We start from the raw sequence: 26,461 nt of genomic DNA on the forward strand, positions 1-26,461 counted from the left end.
TCAGGAGACCTTGACCCCGGCGTCAGCGATGATCTTCGCCCAGGTGCCGAGCTGCTCCTCCAGCTTGGCCCGGTGGGCCTGCGGGGTCGCGTCCTGGGCCGGGACCGGCGCGGTGCCGAGCTTGGCCATCTGGTCGATGACCCCCTGGTCGGCCAGTGCCACCTTGAGCGCCTCGGACAGCTTCTGGACGACCTCCTGCGGCGTGTCGGCCGGGACGTAGAGACCGTGCCACACGCTGACCTGAAGCTGGGGCAGCCCGGCCTCGGCCGTGGTGGGCAGGTCAGGAAGGCTCTTCACCCGCTGCGGCGTGGTGACCGCGTACGCCTTCACCTTGCCCGCGGCGATCTGGCCGCTGGTGTTGGTCGTCTGGTCGCACATGAAGTCGACCTGGCCGCCGACGAGGTCAGTCAGCGCGGGGCCGGTGCCCTGATACGGGACCTCTTGGAGCTTGACGCCGGCGGTGGTCTGGAACAGCAGGCCGCACAGGTGGGATGCGGCGCCGATGCCGGCGTTGGCCAGCGTGACCTTGCTGGCGTTCGCTTTCACGTGGGTCACGAGTTCCTGGAGCGTCGTGGGCGCGAAGTCCTTACGCGCGACGACCGTCATCGGCACCTCGGTGACGAGCCCGACCATCTCGAAGTCCTCGAGCGGCTTGTAGCCCAGGCTCTTGTACAGGGCGGGCGCCGTCGACATGCCGATGTGATGCATGAGCACGGTGTAGCCGTCGGGCTCGGCCCGCGCGACCTCGCCGGCGCCGACCGTTCCGCCCGCGCCCTCGACATTCCGGACGACGATCTTGCCGCCGAGTTTGGCGGCCATCGGCTCGGCGATCATGCGGGTGACGGTGTCCGTCGGGCCGCCCGCGCTGAACGGCACGACGATCGTGATGTTCTGGTCCGGGTAGCTCGCGGTGTCGCCTCCGCCGTTGGCGCCTCCGTTGCCGGAACAGGCGGCGACGAGGGAGATGACGCCGATCGCGGCGATCATCCGCGCGGTAGCCCGGTACCTGCTGGTCTCTGTCACAGCGACCTCCCCATCGACGCGTGCACATGTCTCGGTGATTGAGTGGCCTCCAGTCTCGACTGGCCGGGACGCGGATGGTGTCAGAGAAATCCCAAGGAATGCACTGGATGTCAGAGGAATCCCAAGAACTCCAGGGCTGACACGGAGGCCGGCCCGGGCCGTACAATCCGCTGGTATGCGGATAACCGTCATCGAGGATGACGACCGCGTGGCACTGGGTCTGGTGACCGTCCTGACTCAGGCGGGCTTCGAGGTCCACCGCATCGCCACCGCCGCGGAGGCCGTGCGTGCCGCGCCGTCCGACGTGGTCCTCGTCGATTTGGGTCTGCCCGACGGCGACGGACTCGACGTGATCCGGAAGCTGCGTGATCGCCCGGAGACCGCCGTCATCGCGGTGACCGCACGGTCCGAGGAGCACGAGCGGGTTCGTGGCCTACGCGCCGGCGCTGACGACTACATCGTCAAGCCGTTCGGTGTCCCGGAGTTGCTCGCCCGGATCGACGCCGTCCTGCGGCGCACCCGGGCGGCTCGTGCCCTGAACCATTCAGACGAGCCGCTCCTGCTCGGCCCGATGCGCATCGGCGTGGGCACCCGCGAGGTTACCGTCGACGGCACGCCCGTGCCGTTGACCCGCAAGGAGTTCGAACTGCTCCTGCTGCTGGCCCGGCGGGCGCCCAACGTGGTCAGCCGTGACGTCATCCTCGACCAGATCTGGGGCGCGACCTGGGAGACGTCGAGTCGCACCCTGGACACCCACATCGCGGCGTTACGGCACAAGCTGGGGCCGAACGTTGTCATCCGCACGATTCACGGCGTCGGCTATCGGCTCCTGGCCGACCAGCCGGAGCTGATCGGCTGACACGCCGTGCGCCGTCGCCTGCTCGTCGTCCTGGTTCCCCTCGCGGTGCTACTCGTCGCGGCGCTCGGGGTGCCGCTCAGCGTCACCGTGGCCGAGCGGGAGATGCAGGAGACGTACGTCAACCGGCTCAACGACGTCGGCCGGTTCGCCTCGCTGGCCGAGACCGCGCTGTCGACCGGGCGAACCGAGGCGCTACAGCAGGAGCTGACGCGCTACCACGAGCTCTACGGCATCCCGGTCGCGCTCGTCGACACCTCGGGCGAGGTGTTGCTCGGACCGGCCGATGCGTACCGGGAGGCGGCGCGCGGCGAACCGACATTGCCCCGGATCGTGACCGCGGCGCTGGCCGGAGCGCGGTCCGAGCCATCCTGGGAATGGGCGCCGTGGAACGACTCCGCACTCATTGTGGCCGAGCCGGTGGGCCGCGACAGTGAGGTTGTCGGTGCCGTCGTGACGATCTCCGACCTGTCGAAAACGCGCGAAAGCATTCTCGTACGCTGGGCCCGGCTCGCCGGGCTCGGGCTGCTGCCGTTGATCGCGTTGGCGGCCGTCGCCTGGCCGGTGTCGGCATGGGTGCTGCGGCCGGTGCGGAAGCTGGACGCGGCGACCTCGCGGATCTCCGAGGGCGACCTGACGATCCGCGCCGACGCCGAGGCCGGCCCGATCGAGCTGCGGCGGCTGGCGGAGTCGTTCAACACCATGATGGACGCCGTCGAGAACGCCGTGCAGCGGCAGCGGGCGTTCGTGTCCGACGCGTCGCACCAGTTGCGCAACCCGTTGACCAGCCTCCGGCTCGCGGTGGAGAGCCTCGCGCCGCACCTGCGGCCGGAGGGCAACGGGCGGCAGGTGTACGACGTCGCTGTCGACGAGCTGAAGGCGATGCAGCGGATGCTCAACTCGCTGCAGGCCAGTGCGCGAATGGAGAGCATGCGGACGGCGTCGCCGGTGGATCTCGACGAGGTGCTGGCGACGCGGGTGGTCCGGTGGCGGGCGTTGACGGCGACCGCGGGGCAGACACTGGCGGTCGACGTGCCGCCAGGCCTGCGGCTGCTGGAGCCTCCGGGCGGACTGGGCAGCATCCTGGACGAGCTGATCAGCAACGCGTTACGGCTGTCGGGCGCGCAGTCCGTGGAGGTGACCGCCCGCGTTGTTCGCGGTGGTGCGGGCGCCGGAAAGCGCATCGGCTCCGCAGCCGGAGGCGTGGTCGCCGTCGCTGTCCGCGACGACGGGCAGGGAATCGACGTTTCCGAGCGGGCCCAGGCGCTACGACGGTTCTGGCGGTCGCCGCGGCACCAGAACGTGTCCGGGACGGGCCTGGGGCTGGCGATCTGCGCCGACCTGGTCGGGGCGGCCGGGGGCGAGCTGCGGCTGGAGGAGGGCCTGCCGCGTCCAGACGGGTCCGGGCACGGGCTCGCCGCAGTGGTTGCGTTGCCGGTCGTGTCGCAGGTGCCGTCGTCGCCCGGCGCCCCGGCTCCGGCGCCGGTCTGAGGACCCGTCCCGTCGCCAACCTGTCTCTGCTCAGCGCTTGCGGTCGCGGAACCAGGCCGCCGCGCCGGGATGGAGCGGAACCGATGCGGTGGAGATCCCGGTACGTACGTTGATCTGCCACGCTTCGGGAACAGCCGCGGCGTCGCCGCGGCTGGCGGAGGTGATCGTGCCGGTGTGCGTGAAGATCGTGTCGGTGATGGCGTAGACCAGGTCGTCGGGCAGGTCGTTGCGCGCGAGCAGCACGTTCGGCACGGCGACGGTGCGGGTGGCCGGGACGCCGGGGTAGGCAGTCGCGTGGATCATGGCGGGAGCGTAGGGACCTGGGTACGCCGTGAAGAGCGCGTCCGCCTGGGCCTCCAACGGGATCATCCGGATCGGGTGCCGCTGCGCCAGCTCCGTGATGGCGGGTGTCGGGACGCCGGTTAGGGAGAACATTGCGTCGATCTTGCCGTCGCGCAGTGCCGCCGCCGATTCGGCCTGGCTGAGGTACCGAGCGTCGGCGTTCACCGGGCCGAGCGACAGAACCCGCAGCGACGTGAACTCGGTGCCCGAGTTGCGGGCACCAAGGGAAACGCGCTTGCCCTCAAGGTCCCCGAACTCCTCGATCGCTGACCCGGCCATGACCACGAGATGGAGATGACTGTCGTAGAGCCGGCATACCGCCGAGAGCCCCTCGGGCGCGCTGCCGTCAGTCGTGATCAGCGCATCCAAGCTCGTCAGTCCGAGGTGCGCCTCGCCGGCCCGCAGCATCCGGATGTTGTCGGTGGACGCCCCGCTCGGCACGGTTGTCACCGTGGCGCCCGGCACCTGTTCGGAGATGTGTCCGGCCAACGCACCGCCGATGCGCCGGTATACCGCCCCCGCCGGACCGGTGGCCAGTCGCAGGTGGACCTTGTCGGCCTCGGGCCGCTGGGAGCAACCGACGAGCAGCCCTCCGGCGGCCAGGAGCATCGCCCGCCGGCTGATCCGTGCCTCCAGGTTCAGCACCATGCCGAGATGATACGGACGGCGGCGTCGGTCGCCGATGACATCAGCGTCCCGTCCGCGTGTGTGTGACGTCCGTGCGGGTGGTCAGTTGAAGTCGTCGCCGAAGGCGGCGCCGAGAGCGGCGGCGATCAGGCCGGGCAGGTCCGGACGCCCGTCCTCCTGGGCCCAACGCATCAGGGCGACGAGCATCGCGGCCAGGCAGGTGCTGGCCGCGACCCAGGTGCGGAACTCCGCCTCGGGGTCCGGTGCGTCGCCGAGCAGGGCGTCGACGATGGCCTTCTGGGTGGCGAACTGCCTGTCCAGGTGGCGGGCGCGTAGGGCCGGCGTATCGATCATCAACCGAAGGCGGGCGAGCAGCAGGTCCTTCTCGGACGACGAGAGCGCTCCAGGTGTGTCGTCGCCGGGTCCGACGACGGTACGGGTCGTTTCGACCAGGGTCCGCCCGATCCGGCGCACCAGGGACTCGTCGGCCGGCCGGGCTGCGACCCGGGCTGCGATGAGTAGGTCGAACCGGTCGTGGAGCACCAGGTCTTCCTTGGTCGGGAAGTGCCGGTAGACGGTCATCGTCGAGACCCCGGATGCCCGTGCGACGTGGTTGACGGTGGTCGCGTCGTAGCCGTGCTCGATGAACAGCCGCATCGCGTGCGACTGAATCACGCGCTGGGTCTCCGTCCGCCGGCGTTCGCGCAGATTTGGCCCTTCACTACTCATGAGTGATACCGTACCGTACTGGTAGTCGCTAACAGTTCGAGAGTCACTAACATATCGAGGTGAGTGGAATGGGCCGACTGGCTGGCAGGACCGCACTGGTGACCGGAGCGTCGCGCGGCATCGGACGGGCCATCGCCCAGCGTCTCGCCGCTGACGGCGCGGACGTCGCCGTGCACTACGGCGCCAGCGAATCCGCGGCGAACGAGACGGTCGACATGATCGAGAAGGCCGGCGGGCACGCCTTCGCCGTCCAGGCCGAGCTGGGAACGGCCGGGGACGTCGACACCCTGTTCACCGGCCTGGAGCGCGGGCTGGCCCATCGACCGCTGGACATCCTGGTCAACAACGCCGCGGCCCTCCCGGGCGGCCCCATCGAGACGGACACCCCGGAGCGGTTCGACCAGCTCTTCGCGGTGAACGTCAAGGCGCCGTACTTCATCATCCAGCGGGCGCTCCCGCTGCTGCGCGACGGCGGCCGGATCATCACCCTGACCTCGGTCGCCACCCGGCTGGCCCTCCCTGGTCAGACCTCCTTCGCCATGGGCAAAGGCGCCCTCGAGACGATGACCCTGACCCTGGCCAGCGCGCTAGGTGTCCGCGGGATCACGGTCAACGCCGTGGCCCCCGGCGCCACCAAGACCGACGTGAACGTGCCCGTCTTCGAGGCCCCGGGCGTCGAGGAGCTTCTCACCGGCCAAACCGCCCTCAACCGCCTCGGTCAGGCCGAAGACGTCGCCGACGCCGTCGCCTTCCTCGCCTCCGACGACGGCCGCTGGATCACCGGCCAGGTCCTCGACGCCAGTGGCGGCCTCCACCTCGGCGTCCGGAGCTGACCAACCCCATGGCCAGGCACAGCGAGGAAGACCATGACCGAGCCGTTCGGTCATGAACCACAGAGCGAACTGAACGGGAGCAACCGATGCCCTACTCCGACGCCGGCCACGCTCCGGTGACTGTCATCGGCCTGGGACTGATGGGCCAGGCGCTGGCCGGAGCGTTCCTGGCAGACGGACACCCCACAACCGTGTGGAACCGCTCGACAGCCAAGGCCGAACGGCTCGTCGCCCGCGGCGCGACCCTCGCGGCCTCGGCCCGCGACGCCGTCGCGGCGAGCCCGCTGGTGGTCGTCTGCGTAACCGACTACCAGGCTGCGCGCGAGCTCCTCGACCCGCTGGGGGACGTGCTTGCGGGCCGGGTCCTGGTGAACCTGACCACGGGCACCTCGAAGCAGGCCCACGAGACCGCCGAATGGGCGGCACTGCAGGGTGCCACCTACCTCGACGGCGTGATCCTGGCCTTTCCCCAGACCATCGGCACCGCCGGCGCCGTACTCCTCTACGGTGGGGCACGGCCGGCCTTCGACACGCACGAGTCGACCCTGCGGAGCCTCGGCGCGGGCACCGCCCACCTAGGTGTCGATCATGGTTTGCCCGCGCTGTACGACATGGCGATGCTGAGCGTCATGTGGAACGTTCTGAACGGATTCCTGCACGGCGCTGCCCTGCTCGGGACGGCACGGGTGAACGCCGCAACGCTCGCCTCGTTCATGAGGCAGGGGATCGGGGCCATGACCGAATGGGTTTCCGCCTATGCGGATCAAATCGACGCCGGCAGGTACCCGGCCGTCGATTCCACCCTCGACACCCACCTGGCGGGGATGGAGCACCTCATCCAGGAGAGCGAGTCCCTCGGTATCAATGTGGAACTACCCAGGTTCGTGAAGACGCTGACTGACCGGGCGGTTGCCGAGGGCCGCGGTGGCGACAGCTACGCGGCCATGATCGAGCAGTTCCGCAAGCCGACCACGGTCCGACCGTAGCCGGCCGGGCTCGCCTCGCCAGGTACAGGAACGACAAGGCGTGATCGGGCCGTCATTGGCCTCCCACCGGAACGGGAGCAGACCCGGTAGTTCCGCGGTCACCGCTGGGCTGCCGAGGAGATGACGCGGGGATGGCGTTGTCGATGAGGACGGCGGCGATGGCGGCGGCGGTGGGGAAGGCGTCGGCGTTGAGAACCCGAGTCCGGGCCGCGGCGCCGTCGATGAGCAGCGCGAGCTGCTCGCCGAGCTGTTCAGGCTCGGCGGCGCCGGCTTCCCGGGCGGTGTCGGCGAGCCGCGCGGCGACGGCTTCCTTGTAGTTGCGCGCGTACTGGGATGCAGGGTGCTGGGGGTCGTGAAGTTCGACGGCGGCGCCGATGTAGGGGCACAGGGGGGTGGTGGGAGGGACGTCGAAGGCGGCCAGGAGCCGCTCGCGGGGCGTGAGGTCGGTGCGGTCGAACACGCCGGACAGAACGGAGGGGTCGAACCGGCGCAGGTACTCGGCGACGAGTTCGTCCTTGCCGGTGAAGTGCTGGTAGGCCGTGCGCTTGGACACCTGGGCCGCCGCGCAAAGCTGGTCCATGCCGGTGCGGTTGATGCCCTGCTCGCGGAACAGCTGCTGGGACGCGCTGATGATGCGCTCGCGGGCACCCCGGCCGCGGCGGCGGCCCTGGGGGCCCTTCTCCAGCTCTGTCATGGGTCCATGGTACCCCAGCTGGGTAACGACCGGTGTACATAGCTTGCGTTCCCGGCCGCCCGCCCCGTACCGTAAGCACACAGGGCGGTGTACATAACATCGTCGCCCCGGGTGCGCGCGGCACCACCGACCCAAAGGAGCGATCATGGGAAAGCTTGACGGCAAGGTAGCGGTCATCACTGGCGGCACCACCGGCATGGCGCTGGCCGGCGCGAAGCTGTTCGTCGACGAGGGAGCGCACGTCTTCATCACCGGCCGGCGCCAGGACGCCCTGGACGAGGCCGTGAAGCAGATCGGCCGCAACGTCACCGGCGTCCAGGGCGACGCCGCCGACCTGGACGACCTGGACCGCCTGTACGACACGGTCAAGCGGGAGAAGGGAAGCCTCGACGTACTGTGGGCCAGCGCCGGCGGCGGCGAGCCCGCCCCGCTCGGCGAGATCACCGAGGCCCAGTTCGACACCTGGTTCGGGCTCAACGCCCGGGGCACCCTGTTCACCGTCCAGAAGGCCCTCCCGCTCTTCAACGACGGCGGCTCCATCCTCATGACCGGCTCCAACGCCTCCCTCGGCGCCTTCCCCGGCTGGAGCCTCTACGCCGGCAGCAAGGCCGTCCAGCAGGCCTGGGCCCGCGTCTGGCTCAACGAACTGCGCGACCGCAAGATCCGGGTCAACGTCCTGACCCCCGGCCAGGTCGCCACCGCCAAGCAGGAAGAACTGTTCGACGAGGCCACCAAGCGCCAGTTCGAGTCCCTCATCCCCCGCGGCCAGATGGGCCGCCCCGAAGAAATCGCCACCGTCGCGCTGTTCCTCGCCTCCGACGACTCCAGCTACGTCAACGGCATGGAACTGGTCGCCGACGGCGGCACCACCGCCATCTGAACCACACATCAGGAATGCCGCGGTCACACCCCACAACAACCCAATCCACCGGCGGAAGACGACGAGCCGGAGGCGCCGGGAAAGGCGCGGCAGTTGGCCCAGAAACGTCGCGGCCGACGCCCGGCGCCTGACCCGCCACGAATGAGACAGAGCGACACCTTGAGAACAGGAAGAGAGCACACCTCGTGAGCAGCATCACCCTCATCGGTACGGGCAACATGGCCCGTACCATCGGCACGCTCGCGGTGGCGGGCGGCAACACCGTCGAGGTCATGGGACGCGATCAGTCCAAGGCCGATGGCCTGGCGAAGGCTCTGGCCGGCGGCGCGACGACGGGCAAGTGGGGCGCCGTCCCGGCCGGGGACATCGTCATCACGGCCCTGTTGTACGACGGTGTCGTTCCGGTCGTCGCCGAGTACGGAGACGCCCTCGCGGGCAAGGTCATCGTCGACATCAGCAACCCCTTCAACGCCACGTTCGACGGACTGGCCCACAGCGAGGAGACCTCGGTCGCGCAGGAGGTCGCCCAGGTGGCCCCGGCCAGCGCCAGCGTGGTGAAGGCATTCAACACCGTCTTCCGTAATGTCCTGGAGAAGGGCCGGCCCAACGTCTTCATCGCTGGCGACGATGCGCAGGCCAAGGCGGGCGTGGCGGCATTCATCGAGAGCCTCGGGCTGCGCCCGCTGGACGTCGGCGGCCTGAAAATGGCGCACTGGCTGGAAGGAGTGGGCGTGGTCACGGTGGGCCTTGCCGGCAACGGGGTCGGCCACTGGGACTTCGCCCTCGGCGTCAACGAATTCACCGGCTGAGCCCCGGGGCCGAGCAGTCGGCGAACAAGAGCCGTGCGCCCTGACAATGGTTGATGGAGCACCGACTTGCTGACGTCGGATATCAATGGGCCTTCAGCGCGTTGACGATGGTGTGGGTGCGGGCCGCGGTCAGGTCGTGGACGGAGCCGGGCAGCGCTGCCGAGGCCCAGACCAGCCGGCCTGCCGGGTCAGCGATGACCTGCACGTTCACGCCGTGGCGGTGGTGTTTGCCGGAGTAGTAGGGCTCTGGTCGGCGATCCGGTCGATCGGGATGAGGGTGCCGTCGAGGATGACATAGGCCGGCAGGCGGATTCTGTTCATCGCGGTGTCGAGGTCGTCTGCGGCGGCGGCGAGCAGGTCGATGACTTCGCGGATGTATCGCCAGGCGGTGGTCACGCCGATCTCGAATCCGCAAGCCAGGCGGGTCAAGGTGTCGCCGTTGCGCAGGTGTGCCAGGGCGAGCAGGGCTTGCCGGCCGGGATCGAGGCGTCGCCATCGGGACCGGCGCTGGACGCGGTGGGCCCGGATAAGGTCGGCGAGGTGGTTCAGGCTGCGGGTGGACAGCGCAATCGTGGCGGGGTAAGAGAGCACAGCGAGGCTCCCGGTTGGGGCGTCGGATCTTGGTCGACTGCTGTCGTACCGGGAGCCTCGCCATGTGTCCACATCAGACCTCGCCGTACTCGTGACCTGCACCGTCACGATGAAAATGGCTCCATGATGTGATCGGGTGGCCGGAGTCATCGGCTGCGCTGATCCCGGGTTCCGGGTCTGATCCGTCATCAATACTTTGATCAGCGTCGTACGATGGGTGGATTGCGATGCGCCCGTTCCAAGGAGATGCCGTGCCCCGCCCGCGTAGTGCCACCCGGACTGTCGAGCACCCCGACCTGGCTGAGGTTTCCCTGCAGCAGTTCATGGAGGCGCTGGCGGATCCGGTGCGGCGAGCGGTGGTCTCCCAGTTGGCCGACAGGGGCGAGGACATGAGCTGCGGCGCGTTCGAGACGCCCGTGTCGGTTTCGACGCTGACGCACCATTTCAACACTCTTCGTGAGGCCGGCGTGATCCGCCAGTACTACGTGGGGACAGCCAAGATGAATGCGCTGCGAGCGGACGAGATCGAACGCCGTTTTCCCGGCTTGCTCTCGGCGGTGGTGGCCGCCGCCGGCTCCGAGACACGGGCAGGGTCGACCTGAGTTCGCAGCCCCTGTTCCGATGATGGTCGAAGTTTGATCGCAGTCGAGATTAAAGGTAGCGTGAGTGACAGCGCGCGTTGGTTCGGCGCCATTCCCGTGACTCCTATCGCTAGGACTGATGCACCATGGCAAAGCTCGTACAGTTCGACCGGCTCGGCGACTCCAACGTTCTGACCCTGCGCGAAGTCGAGGTGGGCGCTCCGAGCGCGGGCGAAGTCCGGATCCGCGTCGACGCCATTGGTCTGAACCGGGCCGAAATCATGTACCGCGACGGCGTCTACTTCGACCAGCCCGTGTTCCCCTCCACGCTCGGCTACGAGGCCGCCGGTGTGATCGAGGCGGTCGGTCAGGGCGTGAATGGCCTCGCCGAGGGCGACACGGTCGCAGTCGTACCGGCGTTCCTGCAGAGCAAGTACGGCACGTACGGCACCCACATCATCGTTCCGGCCTCGGCCGTGGTGCCTCGCCCCGCCCACATCGACCCCACGCGGGCGGCAGCCGTGTGGATGGCCTACACCACCGCCTACGGGCCCTTCATCGAGTCCGGCAAGGTACGTCCTGGTGACTACGTGCTGATCACGGCAGCCTCCAGCAGCGTCGGCCTGGCCGCCATCCAGCTGGCCAACCACATCGGTGCGATCCCGATCGCCGCCACGCGTGGCTCCGACAAGAAGCAGCGCCTGCTGGACGCCGGCGCCGCCCATGTCATCGTCACCGACGACGAGGACCTCCCTGCCCGGGTCATGGACATCACCGGCGGCGAAGGCGTCCGCCTGGCCTTCGACCCGATCGCCGGACCCGGCGTCGAGGTTCTCGCGCAGGGCATCGCCGCCGACGGTTTCCTGGTGGTCTACGGAGCCCTCGACCCGCGCATCACCCCGCTGCCCAACGCACAGTCCTACCCGGCGCTGAACAGCAGCACCTACACCCTCTTCGAGATCACCATGAACCCGGAGCGCCTACGCCGCGCCGTCGCGTTCGTCAACGCCGGACTCGCCTCAGGTTCCCTCACCCCGGTCATCGATCGCACCTTCGACCTCACGGAGATCGCCGAGGCCCACCGCTACATGGAGGCCAACGGCCAGGTTGGCAAAATCGTCGTCACCGTCACCCACGGCGACGCGACAGCCTGAGCCCGCGCAGCTTGCCGGGGCACACTCGACACTTCGACCACAGGATCGGACGCCGCTGGCGCGGTGCCAGGCTCTGTCGGCGGTACCTCCCGACCGGGATCCGCGACCTACGTCCGCCCGGGCTGGGTTGAGGTAGCTGGCGACTTGCTTGAGGAACGCTCTGCGTGACGTTCTGGCATTGCTCAACAGTTTGGCCCTGGACCGTGTGGTCCTGGTAGGACATTCGCTGGGGTTCACCATCGCCCATCGGCAATGCGGCCGGGGTGATCCGCTGCCGGGCGGGTGTGCCGCCGGGCGCCACAAACGCTCAGCCACGACATCCGCCCCCGATCGAACCACGTTCGGTCGGGGGCGTCGCCGAGATCACATTGGCGTGATCAAGCGTGCTGGACCACCAGCCGCGTTAGCCGGGGGCACTGGCTGTCGGTTCACCACCGCACGATGTGTCCGTTCTCAGGATTCCACCTGATGACGTACGACCGTCACATCCAGCGCATCGCTTTGACCCGCCCCTGCGGCTGCGGCGAATGCCTGCCGGACACCCTCGGCGGTTCGAGCACGACCATCCCCTTTTCGCCACGCTAGGGCCGTTGCTCCGCGCCCTGCAATGTGGGTCGGATTGAGAAGTGTGACCGGAAGGCGAATGAGGAGGTTGGCGAGGTCCGCGTCGGCGGTGGGCGCCCTTCGATATCGCAGCGAGGTCATCTTTTCGAGTCCTAGACTGCGAGCGTGCACGGCGGGGCCTTTCCCTGCCAACGGGGGGAGAACGGCATGCAATCTCGGTCGACGCCGCCCGGGTCTCAGTCGACAGAACAACAACCCGACAAAACTCACGGTGGCGCCAACCGCGACATGCCGCCGGAATTGGGGTCGGACGCTGTCGGGATATTTGAAGGCCGCACCTTCATGTTGTCCGATCCAACTGGTGACGTACCCGCGGACTCCATCGCTGGCCTGGTACACGACGACACCCGCTACATCAGCCGTTGGGAGATAACCCTCGACGGGTTTGCTCCGCTTGTCCTCAGCGCGAACACTGTCGATCCCTACTCGGCGGCCTTCTTTCTCGCGAACCCGGAGATCCAGGGCCTGGCGGCAAACCGGGTCGGCGTGCGGCGGGAACGGTTCGTCGGAGACGGCATGCACGAGCGGATCACGGTGCAATATTTTGGCGTCGAGCCGGTCTCCGTGCGTCTGCGGTTGGAGGTTGGCGCGGACTTCGCCGATCTCTTCGAGATCAAGGGTGCGGGGCGCAGCAGGCTGGCCGACATCCGGCGTGACCACCGGTCGGACGGCTCTGCCCTGCGTTTCTCCTACCAGAACTCGCAGTGGTCGGCCGTTACGACTGTCGAGGCCGAACCGCGTGCCGATCGGGTCGAGGGCGACTCACTGGTCTGGGACGTGCACCTGGGGCGAGGTGAGACGTGGCGTTGTGAGCTGCGGGTGTTACTGAACTGCCAGGGTGAGGACTACCAGCCTGTCAGCCGCACCTTCGGCGAGCAGCATGACCCCGGTGCCGACGACCCGGTGACGCGGTGGAGGGCGAACAAGCCGCACCTGAGCGCGGATTCAGAGTTGCTGGGCAGCGTTTACCACAAGTCGGCCACCGATCTGGTGTCGATGCGGATTGTCAAAGAGATCCGAGGTGAGCAGGTCGTTCTGCTGGCCGCCGGCATGCCCTGGTTCCTGGCGGTCTTCGGGCGGGACACATTGATCACCGCCTACCAGAGCGTCAGCTGCGGACCAGACGTCGCCCGGGGGGCACTGATTACCCTCGCCGCACACCAGGGCAGCGCCGTTGACGACTTCAGCGACGAGGAACCGGGAAAAATACTTCACGAGTTCCGGTCCGGCGAGCTGACGCAGCTCGGCATCATGCCGTACGGCCCGTGCTTCGGCGCGTCCGACACCACCCAGCTGTGGCTCATTCTGCTCTCCGAGTACTGGCGGTGGACGGGCGACGACGCGTTGGTCCAGCGGTTGCGTCCCAACGCCGACGCAGCTCTCCGTTGGATCGACACCTTCGGAGACCGCGACGGCGACGGCTACATCGAGTACGCCACGCGCTCCCCCGAAGGTATGCGCAACCACTGCTGGCGCGACTCACCGGACGGGGTCCAGTTCGCCGACAGCAGGCTCCCCTCCCTGCCGATCGCCACCTGTGAGATCCAGGGCTACACCTACGATGCGAAGCTCCGCGCCGCGCAACTCGCCGACGGGCCCTGGGCCGACAGCGCATTGGCGCGACGTCTACGTGCGGAAGCCGCCGATCTGCGCGAGCGGTTCAACCGCGACTACTGGCTGCCCGCGCGCGGCGGCTACTACGCGATCGGCCTCGACGCCGACAAACGTCCCATCGACTCGATGACCTCGAACATGGGCCACCTGTTGTGGAGTGGCATCGTCCCGCCGGACCGTGCCGCGGCGGTGGCCGGGCAGTTGATGTCCGACGAGATGTTCTCCGGCTGGGGCGTCCGGACCCTGTCCACCGAGGACGTGGGGTACAACCCCATCGGCTACCACCTCGGGACCGTATGGCCGCACGACAACTCGATCATTGCGGCCGGGCTCGCTCGGTACGGCCACCGCGACGCGGCGAACCGCATCGCGATGGCGATGCTCGAGGCCGCCACCCACTTCGAATACCGCCTGCCCGAGGCCATTTCCGGGTACGACCGCTCGCTCGGCCGGCGACCCGTGCCGTACCCCACCGCCTGCAATCCCCAGGCCTGGGCCAGCGGAGCACCCCTGCTGTTCCTGCGTACGATGCTCGGCCTTGACGTCAACAACGGGATCCTCGTCTCCGATCCGCATGTCCCCGAGGCGCTGGGGAGCATCCGGCTGACCGGTGTCGCTGTCCACGGCGCGCGTCGGACCGTCGAGGCCTCCGCTTCGCAGCCGCGCTCGGCCTGAGCTGCGGGGTGCCCCCGTCGCCTTTCGCTGGAGCGGAGGCGGTTGGTGTGCCGGCCGCCACGCGTGCCGAGCTTTGCCGGCCGTAGCTGCCGGCCGTAGCTGGTCATGGTGACGGCTGGCATCACCGCGGTCCTGCTGATGACCGGACGTGCCGCCGCGGGCTCACGTGGCCGAGGAGCTGCTAGCCGGGCTGGCTGAGCCGAGACGCCACCGCATCGGCCACCTCGGCTTCTGACGACGGCTTGGCCAGGGCCGACGGCAGTAGTACACGAGGGCGGGCGGCAGATTGGCCGGGCAGCTACGAGACGAATCGGGGATTGCTGTCCGTCGAGGACTGAGCTGAGGTCTGGCGGCTGACCCGCCAGACCCTGCCCACCGAAGACCTGCTGATCGCCCCGGCCCACCCGCCGAGCGGCCGGGTCAACACCGCCGGGCACCGGCGCCCGAGCGGCCACGCGCGACCCGCCGGTCAGGGCTGGTACTGGCTGCGGGTGCGCGGCAGCCACTGGGGATGGTGGTCCCGCAGGTAGCGGACCAGTCCCTCGCGCAGGTCGCAGCGTAAGTCCCAGGCGCTGGCGCCGTCCGCGGCCGAGGCCTGCACCTGGATGACCACGGTCTGCGGGGTGGCGTCGACCATCTGGAGCACCCACTGGTGCCGATCCCACAGTGGTGAGGATTCGACCAGTCGGCATGCCTCGCGGCGCAGGTCGTTCAGGTCGGCGGTGTGGTCGAGATGAATCTGGATCTTGCCGATCACCCGCGACTCGTTCCGGGTCCAGTTCTGGAACGGCCGCTCAGTGAAGTACGTGGTCGGCAGGATGAGCACCCGGTCGTCCCAGAGCCGGATCACCACGTTGGTCAGCTTCACCTCCTCGACTCGGCCCCATTCGCCGTCCACTACCAGCACGTCGCCGACGTGCATTCCGTCGGCGAAGGCTATCTGGATGCCGGCGAACGCGTTGCCGAGCGCGGTTCGGGCGGAGAGGCCAATGACGGCGCCGATCACCCCGGCCGACGTCAGAATGGAGATGCCGAAGATGCGTACCGGCCGGAAGGTGATCAGGATCAGGCCGATTGTGACGACCGTGACCACGGCGACGGTGAGCCGCCGCACGGGGCGGATCTGGGTCCGGGCCCGTCGGATCCGCCGGCTGGTGACCAGATCGCTCGGCAGCTTGCTGAACGAGACCGTTTCGACGACGTTCAATGTCTTGATCACCAGCCACGCACTGGCGGCGATCAGGACCAGCAGGGTGGAGTGGCGCAGGTAACGCTGCCACTCGGCCGGTCCGGGCGGCAGCGCGTAGTGCAGCGCCCCGACCAGCAGTACCGCGGCCGCCGGGCGGCGGCAGGCGTGCCGCAGCGGTTCCAGCAGCCACTTGTAGCGACCACGGGCAGCCCGGCGGATCAGCACGCCGGAGAGCAGGTCCACGACCACGGCCGCCGCCAGCGCGGCCAACACGATCAACGCGGTATGCATCAGAGGCCGTTCACCGTGATTCCGATGCCGCCTCTCCTGGGCTCGCGACCGCACTTCCCGCGTTCAGGGTGCCATCGGATCCGGTGGCAAGCGGCGGATATCGGGAATGCGAAACGGCCGTGACGGAACTCCGACGACAGCCACTGCTTGAGCCGGTTGACAGCGCTCCACCACGTTGCGCTGCTTGTAGATCACCTTGCCCAAGGCCGGTCGCCGTCCGCCGGCGTGTCGGCAAGGTGTGCCGCCGCCGCGGACGAGGCCTACCGCAGCACCAGCGTCTTCCGCGCTCACCTATACCAACTGCGGTTGGATGATGCCCTGCCCTCACAAAGCGGTCTTAAGGGTCGGAGCGGTCTGCGAGGATGTGAACGCCAGAAAGGGCATGGCGCGGGCGACCGGTTCGACGAGGGCATCGCGGTGGCCTTGTACGGGCTGGTCGGGGTGGTCCTTTCGGCGGCCTGGCTTTGGCTCCACCACCACCTCAGCAGGCACGGGCTGCAACGGCACGCCCGGCCCGGGTTCTTCGCCGTCGAGCGGCTCCGGGCGCTGCTCGGGATCATGGCCTACGCCGCAGCCAGCGTGGTTGGCTGGCTGGTCAACGCGCCGGCGCACTGGTCGTCCTGTTCCTGTTTCCGCTCTTGTGCGGACTGCGTAGCAGCCGCTTCTACGACATGCGGCGCAGGTTGTGCCACCGCTGACTCGGCCACCCTGCCCCGACCGGGGTGGCGAACAGACCTCGGTGCCGACACCGAGAGGGAGCACCATGACAACCGTCGGAGAAGCTCACGAGGACCTGGTTGGTGACGACGGACGGCGACGAGCCCGGCTACCGGGAGAAGCACCGATGACCCACACTGAACAGCACCGCCCGGAGATCGTCGTCGGACTGGTGGCGACCCCGCCGGACTACCCGGCCCGGGTGGCCGCGCGGCTCACCGCCGAGTTGGCCCGCCGGCTCTCCGAGCGGGTGGACGCCGGCGTGCGGTGGACCGTCCGGGAAGGCTGGGGTGAGGTGGCGCCGCGCCGCGACGGCGGCGTTGAGGCGCTGCTCGACGATCTTGCCCAACGGCGTACCGACGACCGGTGGGATGTCGCGATCTGCCTGACCGACCTGCCGCTGCACACCGAGCGGGCGCCGCTGGTCGCGCAGACCTCCGCCCGGCGACGAGTCGCGATGGTGTCTCTGCCCGCGCTGGGACTGAGCCAGCTGCGAGCGGCCCGTGCGGCCGTTCCGGATCTGGTGAGCCGACTACTCACCGACGTCTCCGACCAGCGGGTGGCGCCGGCCGGCTGGGCACCGGCCGAGATGCGAAGCCGGGTTGCCGCCATCCACCGGGTGGTCGGCGAGGCCGACGCCGGGGAACTGCGCTACGTTGACTCGCGGCTGATCGGCCGGGTGCGTCTGTTGACCGGAATGGTCAAGGCCAACCGCCCGGGGCGCGCCCTGCTGGGCCTGTCCAAGCTGCTGGTCGGTGCGTTCGGCACGGCCGCGTTCGCGCTCACCACGGACACCATCTGGCAGATGGGCGATGCACTCGGCGGACTCCGGCTCGCCGTGATCATGCTACTCGGGCTGACCGCGTTGGTGGCCTGGCTGATCGTCGCGCACGACCTGTGGGAGAAACCAGACCGGGAGACACCGGCGGAGCTGGCCCGGCTGTTCAACCTGGGCACGATCCTCACCCTCACTCTGGCCACGGCGGTGTCCTATCTGGTGCTGTTCGCCGGAACGGCGCTCGTCGCGGCGCTGCTGATCGACACATCCGTGCTGGAGCAGACCCTGCAACGGCCGGTCGATTTCACCGACTACCTGACGCTCGCCTGGATCACCAGCTCGCTGGCCACCGTCGGCGGCGCGATCGGCTCCGGGCTGGAGAACGAGGACACGGTGCGGGCTGCCGCTTACGGCTACCATCCCGAACCCGGCGGCTGGCGGGACGAGAGCAACGGGTAGCCCCATCGCGGGCGGGGTGATCGGGCGCATGCCCGAGTCGCGACCGAACCGCGGTGGCGTGGTGGCTGACAACCACGCCGCCGACAGCTCCCCTCTAGCCCACTTGGCTGCGCCTGGATACCGATGGCGGGGGCGCCAACCGCGCCACGGGCGGGAGCGGCGAGACATCCGGGGAGGCCTGGAATGCCGAGATGGCGAGCGCGGCGAAGCGCCGGGAGGCGGCGACCTGGGTAGTCGGCGAGGTCGTGTGGATACCACTGTTGGCCATGAGCACGAGGATGACGTCGTCCAGGACGAAGTCGGGGCGCAGGCGGCCCGCTTCCTTGGCGCGGCGGGCCAGCTCGTCGATCGCTCTGAGCGCGTATTCGCGGCGCGCGTCGAAATCCACTGCATTGGGAAAGGTCGAAATGAGAGCTGCGGTAAAGCCTCGGTCGCGTGCGTGCAGTTCACACATTTTCTCGATCACGAGACAGAAACCGTGCCATGGATCCAGATCGGCAAGGCCCTCGTCGACAACGGCGCGACACGCGTACATCTGTTCTGCGAATGCCTCGGTGACCAGTATCTCCTTGGTCGGAAATCGGCGGTACAGGGTGGCGGGTGCAACCCCGGCGCGCCGGGCAACCTCCCGCATCGGCACGTCCAGGCCGTCAACGGCGAAGACCGCGCGGGCGGCATCGAGGATGCGCTCGCGGTTGTCCAGGGCGTCGGAGCGAAGGGCGTGAGGCAAACGACCGGTCACGGCTCTCACTTTAGCGAGGCGGACAGCGGCGTGCGTTAGCGTCCGTGTGCATGAGGGCTTTGCAATTTTCGAAGTATGGTCCCGCGAGTGTCCTTGAGGTGTCGGAGGCACCGGAACCGCACGCCGGACCCGGCCAGATACGGGTGGCGGTTCGGGCCTCGGGTGTCAATCCGGCCGACACGTACGTCCGCGCCGGCCGATTTCAGGACTGGATTCCGCTCCGCCTGCCGCACGTGCCCGGTGTCGACGCTGCCGGCGTGGTGGATGAGGTCGGTGACGGGGTGACCACGGCTCGGGTAGGCGATGAGATTTTCGGGATCACCGACTACGCCCAGATGGGCGGAGCGAACGCCGAATACGCCGTCTTGGCCGCGTGGGCACCGAAGCCGGCCGCCCTGACCTGGGAGCAGGCCGGCGGCGCGGCGGGCAACATCGAGACGGCCACCCGCGTGCTCGACCGGCTGGGCGTCAAGGACGGCACTACGCTGTTGATCGAGGGCGCGGCCGGCGGGGTCGGTACGACCGCGATCCAGCTCGCGGTCGCTCGCGGCGCAGCCGTCATCGGCACGGCCAGCGACCGCAACCACGAGTTCGTCGCCTCGCTCGGGGCGATCCCCACCACCTACGGCCCCAGGCTGGCCGAGCGGGTCCACACTCTGGTGCCCGGCGGGGTGGATGTCGTACTCGACTGTGCCGGCTCTGGTTCTCTACCTGACCTGGTCGGCCTGGTCGCGAGCCCGGACCGGGTGGTGAGCATCGCCGACATCAACGCCGCGGCGTACGGCGTGCATCTATCGCGCGGCTCTGGCCCCGGCGCGGACACACCGGCTCTCGAAGGAATCGCCGCCGCCGGCGAACTCGCCGAGCGGAGTCGTTTCACAGTGCCGGTCGCTGCCGTGTTCGCTCTGGAAGAGGCGGTCGCCGCCCACGAGTTGAGTGAGTCCCGCCACGCGCGAGGCAAAATCGTGCTGAAGCCGTAGGGTGCCCCACCGAGCCTCTGTCCACCTGATCCGAGGACGCGCGGCCCGGGGTAGCCGCCGAACTCCGCCGGGGCCAGGACCGCCGGACGCCGGTCGGCTCAGTCACTGCGGCGCGCTCCCTGCGCCAACGGCACCGACCTGGACGACCCGGTAGCGGTCGAGCTGCGCCGGACCGCGTCGGGTGTAAGCGAGCCGTGGAGCGGTCCGCCCCTCGCCCGGAGTGCCCGCCCGGTCGCCGACGACGGCGTCGGGCCGTGATGTGACGGAGGGCGACGGCACATCCCCCTCGGGGTTCGGTTCGCGCACGCTGATCGGCATGTAGCGATGCCCAACGCCGGCTGCTCCGGCCAAGATCGGGCACGAGCAGGCGCTGGAGACGTCCACAGGGATCGCTATCCGAACAGTTCGGCGCGGCGGCGACGCGGATCATGTTGTCCGTCGTGCCGATGACCCGGAGACCGGCGCGGGCGAATCCATCGTCCACATCGGCACGGTCGGGATACCCGCCGGCCCGGGGCTCAGGACCCGGCTGACTCCCGGCCCTGAGCCCCACAGGGTCAGGCCCTCGCCATCTGGCGGACATGTTTGCCCTCGGCGAACTCCTCGACCATCTTGGCGCAGAAGGCCGGAAGGTCGCTGGGGCTGCGGCTGGTGACCAGGCCGTTGTCGACCTGCACCTGTTGGTCCACCCAGTTTCCGCCCGCGTTACTGATGTCTGTGCGCAGGCTGGGGAACGAGGTGACGGTCCGGCCGTTGACGATCCCGGTCTCGACCAACGACCAGGGGCCGTGGCAGATCGCCGCCACCGGCTTCTGTTGCTGGAAGAACGCCCGGACGAAGTCCATCGCCTGTGGGTTCATCCGGAGCCGGTCGGGGTTGACCGTCCCGCCTGGCAGCAACAGGGCGTCGTAGTCGGACGCATTGGCCTCGTTCACGGTCCGGTCCACCCGATAGTGGTTGGCCGGATTGATGTCCTGGTTCATCGACTGGATCTCGCCGGATTTCAACGAGATCAGGTGGACCTCGGCCCCCGCCTGCTCCGCGGCGGCCCGGGACTGCGTGTACTCCACGTCCTCCACCCCGTCGGCGGCGAGGCAAGCGACTCGCTTGCCGGTCAGTGGCTGCTGGCTCTGCGCCATTCCCGCGGCCTCCCTTCGCGGCGCCGCCCCATCGGCGGCGCATCGCTCGCTCGCGGTCGCCTTCCCGGTGCGGGCACCGGCAAACAGACCAGCAAACCACGCTCGAGGGCGGACAATTCGGCCGCCTGCCCGCTGCACGGTGAGGGCCTGCGGGGAGAAGGGTCGCGCTAGGAGGGTGTGCTGCCCGTGGCAGCGGGTAACGCAGGCACCCCACTGGCACCCCGGCTCCCTGAAAGGTGGAGATGACCCTCGCTGCCGACGCGATCGAGCTGCCGTCCGGCCAGACGATGCCCGTGCTCGGCCAGGGAACCTGGTACCTGGGCTAGCGCCCCGCGAGGCGGCGCACGGGGCAGGGCAGCCGCAGGTAGCGTCCCTCGCCGCCGATTCCAACGGGTGGTAGCGGCGCATCCGGCGCCGCTACCACCCGAGCTTGCTGGCGGTCCGTGCGCCCGAGCTAAGTGCCGACCCGGCGGGTCTCGAGCCGTCCCGCGCCTGGCCCGGTCAACTGCCAGAACTCCTGCGGCAACTGGTCGACAAGGTCCCCGTACTCCTTGGCGCTGGCCGCCTCACGAAGGGTATCCAGCACGGCCCGTGCTCCGTCGGTGGCCGCCTGGCGATCCACCCCGGCCCGTGACTGCACCCGTTCGAAGAATGCGGCCAGCCCGAACCGTTCCGGATCTTCGGTGGGCCTACGCACCAGGCCTCGTAGCTCCTCAGGGAGTTGCGAGGCGAGATCCCTCGCCTGGCCGCCAGTGATCCGTTCTGCCAACGTCTCGAGCGTGGCGCGGGTGATCGGTTCCGCCTGCTCCGGCGAAACCTTCGGTCGCGCTGCCACGGACTGGATGAACTCGGTGTAGTTCACCTGGGATCCCCTCTCGAACCGGATGGCGGCGGGTACCCGCGCCCGCAGGGGTAAAACGGCGGTTCGCCCGCCCTCAGCCGGGTGGCGGAGGGCGGTGGGTGATCCGGCGGGTGAGAGGCACCTGGTACAGGCCGGCGCTGGTGACCGCGTAGAACACCGGCAGCACGACGAAAATCACCAGGCCAGCGAGGGGTGCGACCAGGTACCCGATGAGCCCCGCGGCGGCATAGAGGATGACCCCGACGAGTGCCCGCACGCGCTCGGCGGGGAAGTGCCGCTCACTCACCTCCTCCTCGAGCAGGTCTTGGCGCCGAGCCAGGTAGTGGAAGAACGCCAGCCAGCTGGCGCAAAGTAGCGCGCCGATCAACGCGTAGAAGGCGACGGCAACACGTTGGTCCTGCTGGTCGTGCTGCTGAAGCGCGTGCGAGACGACGGCGGTCGGGAACGGCAGCAGCGCGGTGGTGAACAGGACGAAGAGGTTCACCCAGTGCAGGCCCCGATCACTCTCCTTGACTCGATTGAACGCGCCCTTGTGGTTGAGCCAGACGATGGCCACGTAGGTGTACGAGGCGAGATAGGCGACGTAACTCGGCCACTGCTCCAGCAGCCCCGACAGCAGGCGACCGGGCGGTACGTCCGGCACCCGGAGATCCAGCACGAGCAGCGTGATGATGATGGCGAAGACGGCGTCGCTGAACGCTATGGCACGGCTGGTGTCCGACCGGGTGCCGATGTCGTCGGTTGGCCTGCTCACGGCCGGTGGCTACCCACCGACGCCCACGATAACCGGCTCCTCGTAACGGGCAAGAATTTGACCGCCGGGCGCTCTTGGAACCGCTGTTCGTGGCTCGGCTGTTCGTCGAACGGTGGCGTCCTTCGCCCGCGCGGTGTCGCGCCCGTACCACTGCCGTTACCTATCAGTGCGCTTCAGTGAGCACACGATCGGTCGCCCCGCCTTGCGGTGGCGACGGTCCCGGTCTTGCCGGCGGATGCCGGGTTCACGTTTCACAGCCACCTGCCCTCGTGCGCGGGTCTTCTGATCGGCTCCGCGTGCTGCGCGCCTACTGCTTCAAGGCGAGCGAGGCGAGATTCCGCTGTTCGTCGGTGCTCCGACAGCCGATGGGATCGAACTGGGCATCGGCACCCGCGGTATGGAACCCGGGTCGGACCACTGGTCGCACGACGAGTGGACAGCCTGGTGCGAAACGACGCCGTCCGAGTCGGACGTGATGGCGGTGGCCGGTCGCCGGAGCATCGACCCGAGCGCCGTCGACGACGCCACCGTCGCTACAAGTGGAAGGCCCTCCGCCTCGTTGCGCACTCACATCGGCAGGTCGGGATGGCAGCGCGGGCTCGCGGTCGGGGAAGATCAAGGTCGTGGAGGACAGACCCGCCAGGTGGGCATGGTCGAAAGTCAGCACAATTCACGGGGCCGGTGACAGAGACACCGCCGCGTGTGTTGGCGAGATCTACTCCTACAGGTACCGCTTCTACGCGCCCTCCGACAGCTTCTATGAGCGCTGCGTCGGCTTGGCGTGGTGCTCGATATGCCGCGAGTACTCCGGCAGCATGGTGTTCGTGACGCGGAACGAGCGTCTGCCGGACCTGCTTGCCGATCTGCCGACCCCCGAGCGTGAGCGGCTGACTCGCAGCGAGGTCAAGCTGCTTGAATACCTTGATCGTCTCGTTCGGCGAGGATCTTGGCCGAGGCGCCAACAGTGATGGGCGGAAGCAATACCGTAGTGGTGCACTCACTTCGGCACGTTCGGGCGCGGGAGTTCGAGATCTTCGTCGTGCCGCGAGCCCGACCTGCGGCAGGTGTAGGCACCTGATCGAGCGTGCGTGTGGACGCAAGAATCGCGGAGTGCCGGGTCAGTAGTGAGGACCGGCCGGACGTGCTGACCGACGAGTCTCCACAGTGCCCGCAATGCGGCGCTTCCGGATAGGGGTGTGTCACAGGTGTGCGCCGCCGGTGGCGTCGAGATGCTGGCCGGTGACCCAGCGGGCCTCGTCGGAAGCGAGGAAGGCCACCACGTCGGCGATGTCGGCGGGTTGGCCGACCCGGTTGAACGGGGAGAAGGAGCCCCAGAAAGCGAGTTGTTCAGGGTTTTCCCGCAGCCAGACGGCATTGCTGTCCACGTCGACGATGCCGGGGACCACCGAGTTGACCGTGATACCGCGTTCGCCGAGCTGCTTGGCGAGGGTGAAGGTGAGAGTGTTGATGGCGCCCTTGGTCAGCGAGTAGGTGATGATCGCGGGTGCGGCGATGCGGGTGGTGCCGGAGGAGATATTGATGACCCGGCCGTTGTCCCGCAACTGGTTCAGGGCCTGCTGAAGGACAAAGAACGGGGCTTTCACGTTCACGGCGAAGATCTTGTCGAATTCGGCCTCGGTCGTGCGGGCCAGGTCGTTGGAGTTCGCGATGCCGGCGTTGTTGACCACAATGTCGACGCCCGGTTCGGCGCCGGATTCGGTGAGGCCGGCGTCGAAGGCGGACCACAGCTCCTGTGCGTCGCCGGGTACACCCAGTTCAGCGCGGACCGCGAACGCGCGGCCGCCGGCTTCGGTGATGGAGGTGACGGTGTCGTTAGCGGCTGCCTCGTTGGTGCCGTAGTGGACGGCGACGAGGGCGCCGTCCGCCGCGAGTCGTGTGGCGATCGCCCGACCGATGCCTCGGCTGCCGCCCGTGACCAGAGCGGTCTTGCCGTTGAGCAGTGCCATGATGCCGCGTGACCTTTCTGTAGTAATCACTACGTATTTCCTGGCATGAGGTTAGCGAGCGCTATAGAATGTGTCAATGGCCAATGATCGTCCCCACCGGCGTGGCCGGCCCCGAGCCTTCGACCGGGACCAGGCCCTGTTGACGGCGCTGCACGAGTTCTGGCAACGCGGCTTCGAGCCGGTGTCGGTGGCCGAACTCACCGCGGCCATGGGCATCACCCCACCCAGCCTCTACGCGGCGTTCGGCGACAAGAAGACTCTGTTCCGCGAGGTGGTCGAGCGCTATCAGCAGACCCACGGCACGTTCTTCGCGACGGCACTCGCGGCGGAGGAGTCCGTGCGCGACGGTGTCGCGCGCGCGCTACGCGCCGCCGCCGTGGAGTACACCCGGCCCGAACATCCACCTGGTTGCCTCGTCATCAGCGCGGCCGTCAACTGCACCGCAGCGTCGGCTGACATCGCCGACCTGTTGCGCGCCCAACGGGCCGCCAACATCACCGCGCTGCGAAAGCGGATCAAGGCCGATGTCGCAGACGGCCGGCTACCCGCCGGCACCGACGCCGACCGGCTGGCCGTCCTCGTCGGCGTCATCCTGCAGGGCATGTCCCAGCACGCGCGCGACGGCGCCAGCACGGATGAGCTTCTCGCCGTTGCCGAAGCCGCTATGCTCGCCTGGCCCGCTAAGATCGACGCGAAACCGTTGACGGCTGCTTAACCGCCACCTGGCCAATACTCGATCGTCAGGCCTCTGACAACCCGCTTGTCCAGAGCCGCACAGGGCGTCGACAGCCTCACACGCTGCGCATGATCCGGTATCCGCTCATCGACTACTTGTTTCTTTGACCTACGACCGCGGCCCGGCCAGGCTTCGGTTGAGGCGCCCGGGCTGTCGCTCACTCATCGGCCGGCATGTGCGGACGCCGGCTCGCCTCCGCGAGCGGGAGCAAATCGCCGCTGACGACTTCGGGTCCACCTAAGAGGTCACCACGCCCGATCGGCAACCCAACCTCGTCCTCAATGCACGAGCAGTGGACGGCAAGTCTCGTCCCGGCGCGGACGGCGACGGGACGAGCGCTCAATTCCACCGTCAGCGGCCGTATGTTTCCAGCAGCCGTAGCCAAACCTCGCTGACGGTCGGGTATGCCGGCACCGCGTGCCACAGCCGGTCCAGCGGGACCTCGCCGACAATGGCGATCGTCGCAGCGTGGATCAGCTCCGCGACGTCCGGGCCGGCGAGGGTGAAGCCGACGACCACCTTCCGGTCCTCGTCGACAACCATGCGGGCGTGGCCCCTGTAGCCATCGGCGCACCGCACGCTCATCGGCCGTGGCCGCGTGCCGGCCCCACCGGCCGTCCTCGACCTTCCCACCCTTCGCCCGGGCCACGATCACGTCGCCGCAGGTGGCGCCATGCGAGCGTCGGCTCGCGGTGCTTCCTGGAGCGCGCGATGGCGGACGCCGCGGACCAGCAGGTAGCCGACCATCCAGAACTCGCCTACGTGCGCGGGCACTGCGATAAGTTCAGCGACGACTCGTGCCTCGGGAGCGAGGTACACGATGAACGCGCCGAGCAGATAGCCGCCACCGCCGCTGATGAGCAACCAGCCCAGCAGCCGGGGCATCCACCCCGAGTGGAGCACGCAGAAGCCCATGGGGACAAGCCACAGGCCGAAGAACATTCCTCCCACGCCCCACAGGTTGCCGCTCAGCAGGTACAGAAGATAGACGGTTGTCGGCGCGTCGCCGACCGGGTCGAACGCGACCTCGACCGCCGTCGCCAGGAACGCCGCGCTACTGAGGCCGATGACCGCGTTGACCAGGCCGAAGGCGGCGATGCTGCCGGCGGCAAAGGCGTCCACGGTGCGGAACAGGCGGTAGAACCACATGGCGGTGAGCGCCTGGGTGGGGACCATAAGCATCTCCAGCACGACCCCGGCGCGCGCAAGCGACTCGTTCCCGACCAGGTGCGCTAGCGTCGCACTGGGATCCTCGGCCGCGAAAAGCCTCGGCCGGATGATCAGAAATCCAAGCATGGCCGCGATGGCCATACCGAGATAGAACAGCCCCGTCATGCG

General features: G+C 68.6%; 24 protein-coding genes and 1 pseudogene. 12 read left to right on the top strand and 13 right to left on the bottom strand.

What is annotated here, in order from left to right:
* Positions 1–1,023, bottom strand: coding sequence for a tripartite tricarboxylate transporter substrate-binding protein (locus tag ACQEUX_RS11830; protein ID WP_433045587.1), 1,023 nt, complete (start codon positions 1,021–1,023; stop codon positions 1–3).
* Positions 1,024–1,198: 175 nt separating this feature from the next.
* Between ACQEUX_RS11830 and ACQEUX_RS11835 the strand changes: the two genes are divergently transcribed.
* Entirely contained in the window at positions 1,199–1,882 is a 684-nt protein-coding gene (locus tag ACQEUX_RS11835; protein WP_433045590.1) for a response regulator transcription factor, read from the top strand.
* 6 nt (positions 1,883–1,888) lie between these two features.
* Positions 1,889–3,370 (top strand): ATP-binding protein, encoded by a 1,482-nt coding sequence (locus ACQEUX_RS11840; protein WP_433045593.1) that lies wholly within the window; start codon positions 1,889–1,891, stop codon positions 3,368–3,370.
* A 30-nt stretch (positions 3,371–3,400) separates the two neighbouring features.
* Here ACQEUX_RS11840 and ACQEUX_RS11845 read toward each other — a convergent pair whose 3' ends face one another.
* Both ACQEUX_RS11845 and ACQEUX_RS11850 read right to left on the bottom strand, forming a co-directional pair.
* Entirely contained in the window at positions 3,401–4,321 is a 921-nt protein-coding gene (locus tag ACQEUX_RS11845) for a TAXI family TRAP transporter solute-binding subunit (protein WP_433045596.1), read from the bottom strand.
* 120 nt (positions 4,322–4,441) lie between these two features.
* A complete protein-coding gene (locus tag ACQEUX_RS11850) occupies positions 4,442–5,068 on the bottom strand; it encodes a TetR/AcrR family transcriptional regulator (protein WP_433045599.1) in 627 nt (208 codons plus the stop codon).
* Positions 5,069–5,136: 68 nt separating this feature from the next.
* Here ACQEUX_RS11850 and ACQEUX_RS11855 point away from each other — a divergent pair, with 68 nt between their 5' ends.
* Positions 5,137–5,901: an SDR family oxidoreductase gene (locus ACQEUX_RS11855; protein ID WP_433049769.1), complete on the top strand. Its 765-nt coding sequence runs from the start codon at positions 5,137–5,139 to the stop codon at positions 5,899–5,901.
* An 86-nt stretch (positions 5,902–5,987) separates the two neighbouring features.
* The gene (locus tag ACQEUX_RS11860; protein WP_433045602.1) at positions 5,988–6,887 is read left to right on the top strand and encodes an NAD(P)-dependent oxidoreductase; all 900 of its coding nucleotides are present in this window, start codon (positions 5,988–5,990) and stop codon (positions 6,885–6,887) included.
* 52 nt (positions 6,888–6,939) lie between these two features.
* On the opposite strand, the gene ACQEUX_RS11865 is transcribed toward ACQEUX_RS11860, so the two are convergent.
* Positions 6,940–7,581: a TetR/AcrR family transcriptional regulator gene (locus tag ACQEUX_RS11865; protein WP_433045605.1), complete on the bottom strand. Its 642-nt coding sequence runs from the start codon at positions 7,579–7,581 to the stop codon at positions 6,940–6,942.
* Between the two features lie 145 nt (positions 7,582–7,726).
* Between ACQEUX_RS11865 and ACQEUX_RS11870 the strand changes: the two genes are divergently transcribed.
* Positions 7,727–8,461, top strand: a complete 735-nt coding sequence (locus tag ACQEUX_RS11870) for an SDR family NAD(P)-dependent oxidoreductase (protein ID WP_433045609.1) — start codon at positions 7,727–7,729, stop codon at positions 8,459–8,461.
* 185 nt (positions 8,462–8,646) lie between these two features.
* On the top strand, positions 8,647–9,270 hold the full coding sequence (locus ACQEUX_RS11875; protein ID WP_433045612.1) for an NADPH-dependent F420 reductase: 624 nt from the start codon (positions 8,647–8,649) through the stop codon (positions 9,268–9,270).
* Between the two features lie 94 nt (positions 9,271–9,364).
* Here ACQEUX_RS11875 and ACQEUX_RS11880 read toward each other — a convergent pair.
* Positions 9,365–9,861 (bottom strand): annotated as a pseudogene (locus ACQEUX_RS11880) (transposase family protein); the annotation flags it as partial.
* 251 nt (positions 9,862–10,112) lie between these two features.
* Here ACQEUX_RS11880 and ACQEUX_RS11885 point away from each other — a divergent pair.
* The 3 genes from ACQEUX_RS11885 (at position 10,113) to ACQEUX_RS11895 (ending at position 14,509) form a co-directional block, all read left to right on the top strand.
* Positions 10,113–10,463: an ArsR/SmtB family transcription factor gene (locus ACQEUX_RS11885; RefSeq protein ID WP_433045615.1), complete on the top strand. Its 351-nt coding sequence runs from the start codon at positions 10,113–10,115 to the stop codon at positions 10,461–10,463.
* Between the two features lie 125 nt (positions 10,464–10,588).
* Positions 10,589–11,596 carry a zinc-dependent alcohol dehydrogenase family protein gene (locus ACQEUX_RS11890; RefSeq protein ID WP_433045618.1) on the top strand — a complete coding sequence of 336 codons (1,008 nt, stop codon included), beginning with the start codon at positions 10,589–10,591 and terminating at the stop codon, positions 11,594–11,596.
* 771 nt (positions 11,597–12,367) lie between these two features.
* The gene (locus ACQEUX_RS11895; protein WP_433045621.1) at positions 12,368–14,509 is read left to right on the top strand and encodes an amylo-alpha-1,6-glucosidase; all 2,142 of its coding nucleotides are present in this window, start codon (positions 12,368–12,370) and stop codon (positions 14,507–14,509) included.
* Positions 14,510–14,978: 469 nt separating this feature from the next.
* Here ACQEUX_RS11895 and ACQEUX_RS11900 read toward each other — a convergent pair whose 3' ends face one another.
* Positions 14,979–15,989, bottom strand: coding sequence for a mechanosensitive ion channel family protein (locus ACQEUX_RS11900; protein ID WP_433045624.1), 1,011 nt, complete (start codon positions 15,987–15,989; stop codon positions 14,979–14,981).
* 844 nt (positions 15,990–16,833) lie between these two features.
* Between ACQEUX_RS11900 and ACQEUX_RS11905 the strand changes: the two genes are divergently transcribed.
* Entirely contained in the window at positions 16,834–17,943 is a 1,110-nt protein-coding gene (locus ACQEUX_RS11905) for a hypothetical protein (RefSeq protein WP_433045627.1), read from the top strand.
* 94 nt (positions 17,944–18,037) lie between these two features.
* On the opposite strand, the gene ACQEUX_RS11910 is transcribed toward ACQEUX_RS11905, so the two are convergent.
* Complete coding sequence (locus ACQEUX_RS11910) at positions 18,038–18,685, bottom strand: TetR/AcrR family transcriptional regulator (RefSeq protein ID WP_433045630.1); 648 nt, start codon at positions 18,683–18,685, stop codon at positions 18,038–18,040.
* 50 nt (positions 18,686–18,735) lie between these two features.
* Here ACQEUX_RS11910 and ACQEUX_RS11915 point away from each other — a divergent pair, with 50 nt between their 5' ends.
* Positions 18,736–19,665: an NADP-dependent oxidoreductase gene (locus ACQEUX_RS11915; RefSeq protein ID WP_433045633.1), complete on the top strand. Its 930-nt coding sequence runs from the start codon at positions 18,736–18,738 to the stop codon at positions 19,663–19,665.
* A gap of 557 nt (positions 19,666–20,222) precedes the next feature.
* Here ACQEUX_RS11915 and ACQEUX_RS11920 read toward each other — a convergent pair.
* The 4 genes from ACQEUX_RS11920 to ACQEUX_RS11935 all read right to left on the bottom strand — a co-directional run bounded on the left by ACQEUX_RS11920 (position 20,223) and on the right by ACQEUX_RS11935 (position 24,387).
* Positions 20,223–20,804, bottom strand: coding sequence for a type 1 glutamine amidotransferase domain-containing protein (locus ACQEUX_RS11920; RefSeq protein WP_433045636.1), 582 nt, complete (start codon positions 20,802–20,804; stop codon positions 20,223–20,225).
* 454 nt (positions 20,805–21,258) lie between these two features.
* Positions 21,259–21,666, bottom strand: a complete 408-nt coding sequence (locus ACQEUX_RS11925) for a DUF2267 domain-containing protein (RefSeq protein ID WP_433045639.1) — start codon at positions 21,664–21,666, stop codon at positions 21,259–21,261.
* A gap of 73 nt (positions 21,667–21,739) precedes the next feature.
* Complete coding sequence (locus ACQEUX_RS11930) at positions 21,740–22,420, bottom strand: TMEM175 family protein (protein WP_433045642.1); 681 nt, start codon at positions 22,418–22,420, stop codon at positions 21,740–21,742.
* Between the two features lie 1,199 nt (positions 22,421–23,619).
* Positions 23,620–24,387, bottom strand: coding sequence for an SDR family oxidoreductase (locus ACQEUX_RS11935; protein ID WP_433045645.1), 768 nt, complete (start codon positions 24,385–24,387; stop codon positions 23,620–23,622).
* A gap of 139 nt (positions 24,388–24,526) precedes the next feature.
* Here ACQEUX_RS11935 and ACQEUX_RS11940 point away from each other — a divergent pair, with 139 nt between their 5' ends.
* A complete protein-coding gene (locus ACQEUX_RS11940) occupies positions 24,527–25,102 on the top strand; it encodes a TetR/AcrR family transcriptional regulator (RefSeq protein WP_433045648.1) in 576 nt (191 codons plus the stop codon).
* Between the two features lie 372 nt (positions 25,103–25,474).
* On the opposite strand, the gene ACQEUX_RS11945 is transcribed toward ACQEUX_RS11940, so the two are convergent.
* Positions 25,475–25,666 carry a hypothetical protein gene (locus ACQEUX_RS11945; protein WP_433045651.1) on the bottom strand — a complete coding sequence of 64 codons (192 nt, stop codon included), beginning with the start codon at positions 25,664–25,666 and terminating at the stop codon, positions 25,475–25,477.
* Positions 25,667–25,774: 108 nt separating this feature from the next.
* Entirely contained in the window at positions 25,775–26,458 is a 684-nt protein-coding gene (locus tag ACQEUX_RS11950) for a DUF4386 domain-containing protein (RefSeq protein WP_433045653.1), read from the bottom strand.
* Positions 26,459–26,461 lie beyond the last annotated feature (3 nt).

The organism is Micromonospora sp. CA-259024, from assembly GCF_050936255.1.
GTDB lineage: Bacteria > Actinomycetota > Actinomycetes > Mycobacteriales > Micromonosporaceae > Micromonospora.

Coding starts and splice junctions, on each gene's coding strand:
- ACQEUX_RS11945 (WP_433045651.1), bottom strand. CDS start 25,666: ATGGTTGTCGACGAGGACCGGAAGGTGGTCGTCGGCTTCACCCTCGCC.
- ACQEUX_RS11845 (WP_433045596.1), bottom strand. CDS start 4,321: ATGCTCCTGGCCGCCGGAGGGCTGCTCGTCGGTTGCTCCCAGCGGCCC.
- ACQEUX_RS11835 (WP_433045590.1), top strand. CDS start 1,199: ATGCGGATAACCGTCATCGAGGATGACGACCGCGTGGCACTGGGTCTG.
- ACQEUX_RS11870 (WP_433045609.1), top strand. CDS start 7,727: ATGGGAAAGCTTGACGGCAAGGTAGCGGTCATCACTGGCGGCACCACC.
- ACQEUX_RS11950 (WP_433045653.1), bottom strand. CDS start 26,458: ATGACGGGGCTGTTCTATCTCGGTATGGCCATCGCGGCCATGCTTGGA.
- ACQEUX_RS11905 (WP_433045627.1), top strand. CDS start 16,834: ATGACCCACACTGAACAGCACCGCCCGGAGATCGTCGTCGGACTGGTG.
- ACQEUX_RS11850 (WP_433045599.1), bottom strand. CDS start 5,068: ATGAGTAGTGAAGGGCCAAATCTGCGCGAACGCCGGCGGACGGAGACC.
- ACQEUX_RS11865 (WP_433045605.1), bottom strand. CDS start 7,581: ATGACAGAGCTGGAGAAGGGCCCCCAGGGCCGCCGCCGCGGCCGGGGT.
- ACQEUX_RS11935 (WP_433045645.1), bottom strand. CDS start 24,387: ATGGCACTGCTCAACGGCAAGACCGCTCTGGTCACGGGCGGCAGCCGA.
- ACQEUX_RS11920 (WP_433045636.1), bottom strand. CDS start 20,804: ATGGCGCAGAGCCAGCAGCCACTGACCGGCAAGCGAGTCGCTTGCCTC.
- ACQEUX_RS11890 (WP_433045618.1), top strand. CDS start 10,589: ATGGCAAAGCTCGTACAGTTCGACCGGCTCGGCGACTCCAACGTTCTG.
- ACQEUX_RS11900 (WP_433045624.1), bottom strand. CDS start 15,989: ATGCATACCGCGTTGATCGTGTTGGCCGCGCTGGCGGCGGCCGTGGTC.
- ACQEUX_RS11860 (WP_433045602.1), top strand. CDS start 5,988: ATGCCCTACTCCGACGCCGGCCACGCTCCGGTGACTGTCATCGGCCTG.
- ACQEUX_RS11895 (WP_433045621.1), top strand. CDS start 12,368: ATGCAATCTCGGTCGACGCCGCCCGGGTCTCAGTCGACAGAACAACAA.
- ACQEUX_RS11915 (WP_433045633.1), top strand. CDS start 18,736: ATGAGGGCTTTGCAATTTTCGAAGTATGGTCCCGCGAGTGTCCTTGAG.
- ACQEUX_RS11855 (WP_433049769.1), top strand. CDS start 5,137: ATGGGCCGACTGGCTGGCAGGACCGCACTGGTGACCGGAGCGTCGCGC.